Here is a 1,902-nt window from a genome sequence, read left to right on the forward strand (position 1 = left end):
TCCCTCTGCCGGACTCCGTCCCGGACGAGCGTCCGAGTCACCGGGTGCGGTCGTGGCCGCCCACCTCCCCCGGCCGGACCACCACCACGCCCCGTCCGCCCGCGCCTGCGGACCGGACCAACGGACGGACGGTCCCCGCGTACCGGACCAGAGGCGTGGATGGCCCGGTCCGTGGCCGGTCCGCGGACCGGCCACGCGGAGGCCGGGACGATACCTCCGTCCGCTCGCTGTCAGGGCTGCCCGATGCTGTCACTGGGCTGTCAGCAGCCTCCGATGAGACGCTGACAGCCCAGTGACAGAACGACCCCGTCGCCGTCGCCGTCGCACATGCCGACCGCACAATGAAGGGGTCCGGTGAAGCGATGTCGCTCATGCCGCCTCCCCGGTCGGGTCACGGTCGTCGAGGACCCAGGCCGACAAGTCAGCCAGCATGGACCGCTGTCCGCCGTCGCCGGCCACCGCCCACACCGCCTCAGCCGGGCCCAGGCCCGCCGTGATGGCGTGGTCGCGGGCACCGGTAGCCACCGGCACCAGCGGCGGCGTCTCGGCCCACATCCGGCGCAGGTTGCGTTCCCTGGCGGCGGAATGCAGCCAGAACAACACCGGCCACACCCGCCCCAACACGGCGAACCACTCCCGGTAACCGACCAGCTTGTGGACCAGCACCGACAGCGGCTCACCACCGGTGTCGTACTCCACGAAGAACGGCACCCGACCACCCCGCACCACCCACAGCCCGTAGCCGTCCGGACGCACCCGGGGCTGATAGGCGCGCACCAGAGCCGGATCCCCCGGCCGGGTGAACACCCCCGACCGCCGGCACTCCGCCTCCGACAACCACTCCCCCAACCGCACATCAGCATGGGTGCGGGCGTAGCCGGCGAGATCGGTGAAGAAGCCGTTCACCCCCAGGCGGTGCTCCAGGGTGCGGCTCGACGTCCAACGGCGCCGCTCCACCCGAGCATGATCACGCCGAGGCGGACGCTCGTCGCGGCCAGCGGCGACAACCTCCGCGCCGAGCTGATCGATGACGTAGTGATACGGGTACGAGCCACCGTCAGCGCGCTGGGGGCGGAACCGCGCCACCAACCGCAACCGGTACAACGTCCGCAACCGCCGCTGACAGAAATCCAGGGACGGAAACAGGGCATGCGCGATCTGGAACGACGTCAACACACCGTGGTCGTAAAGCCAGCCCAGCAGCACACGGTCACGGGCGGTCAGTTGGGACTGGACCCGAAGGACCGGGTCATCCACCGGTCATCACCTCCTTCCCGGTGCGGATGCCAGCCCCAGGGGGAGGGACCCGAGACCAGGCAGGGTCTGTCGCAGGACAAGCCGATAGCGCTGACAGCCGGCCTGACCTGCGATGTGATACAGAACAAGGGGTCCGTTCCGGGGTCCGGTTGAAGACTGACCTCAACACCGACGCCAACCCGGACCCCGCAACAGGCACCGAAACGGAATCTGTCACCGCCACCGGCACCAAGCCGGAGGGCGCGACGACAAGATGGGCGACGAACACAACAACTCCTTGATCGAGAACAATGAAGATGGGCGACGACCGTCACGACGCCGCAGGGGTACACAGCCACAAGCCAGCGCGGTGGCCTACGGAAAGACACGCTGTGGAGTTGTCAACGAACACAGGACCCGGCGCACCAGCCGACCCAAGAGCGGATGAGGACAGCAACGACCGACACGACCACCGCATCGGCGGTCGCGGCAGCGGAAACAGCGGCAGCAGTAGCGGCGGAGCAGGGCGGCAAGCGGCCCACACCGACCACGGGCACGTCTCGGCCTGGCGCAGATGCTCTGGAGCCGCGGCATCACGACGGCCCCAACGGAGCGTCGGCTCAACCAGCCGGAGAAACATCCTTCATCGCGAACCCCCTGTCACTG

The 1,902-nt window shown here is 69.0% G+C and carries 1 protein-coding gene; it reads right to left on the reverse strand.

From position 1 onward, the window contains the following. Positions 1-369 precede the first annotated feature (369 nt). Positions 370-1,257 carry a replication-relaxation family protein gene (locus E1258_RS32365; RefSeq protein WP_132407748.1) on the reverse strand — a complete coding sequence of 296 codons (888 nt, stop codon included), beginning with the start codon at positions 1,255-1,257 and terminating at the stop codon, positions 370-372. Positions 1,258-1,902 lie beyond the last annotated feature (645 nt).

It is taken from the genome of Micromonospora sp. KC207 (genome assembly GCF_004348615.1).
Lineage (GTDB): Bacteria > Actinomycetota > Actinomycetes > Mycobacteriales > Micromonosporaceae > Micromonospora.